The sequence below is a fragment of the Pseudomonas sp. SIMBA_068 genome (assembly GCF_046534705.1).
In the GTDB taxonomy this organism is placed as follows: Bacteria; Pseudomonadota; Gammaproteobacteria; order Pseudomonadales; family Pseudomonadaceae; genus Aquipseudomonas; species Aquipseudomonas putida.
In genome coordinates this window covers 1-244 of record NZ_JAWRYI010001369.1, presented here as the reverse complement: position 1 = coordinate 244, position 244 = coordinate 1, and the positions used below count along the sequence as shown (strand labels likewise).

Annotated in this window: 1 pseudogene; it reads left to right on the top strand. The window is 62.3% G+C overall.

Annotated features, from left to right (window positions below):
- Nucleotides 1-59: 59 nt before the first annotated feature.
- Nucleotides 60-244, top strand: a pseudogene (locus tag SB756_RS34095) (DUF4154 domain-containing protein); the annotation flags it as partial.

Here is a 244-nt window from a genome sequence, read left to right as displayed (position 1 = left end):
GAAGCGGCCATGTGCTATCGTTGCGCCGATACCGGAAAGGAACATAAGAGATTTCCCACATGAATGTGGCCGGGAGGCGAGCGCCAAACTGTGCACTTTCGCTGTTGCTGGCCGCCCTGTTCATTTCCATGGGCGCCGCCCGGGCAGATACCGCCACAACCACCGCCCAGGCCCAGCAACGCGCCAAGGCCGTGACCCAGGTCGTACTGGGTATCTTCAGCTATGCCCGCTGGCCGGTCGAACC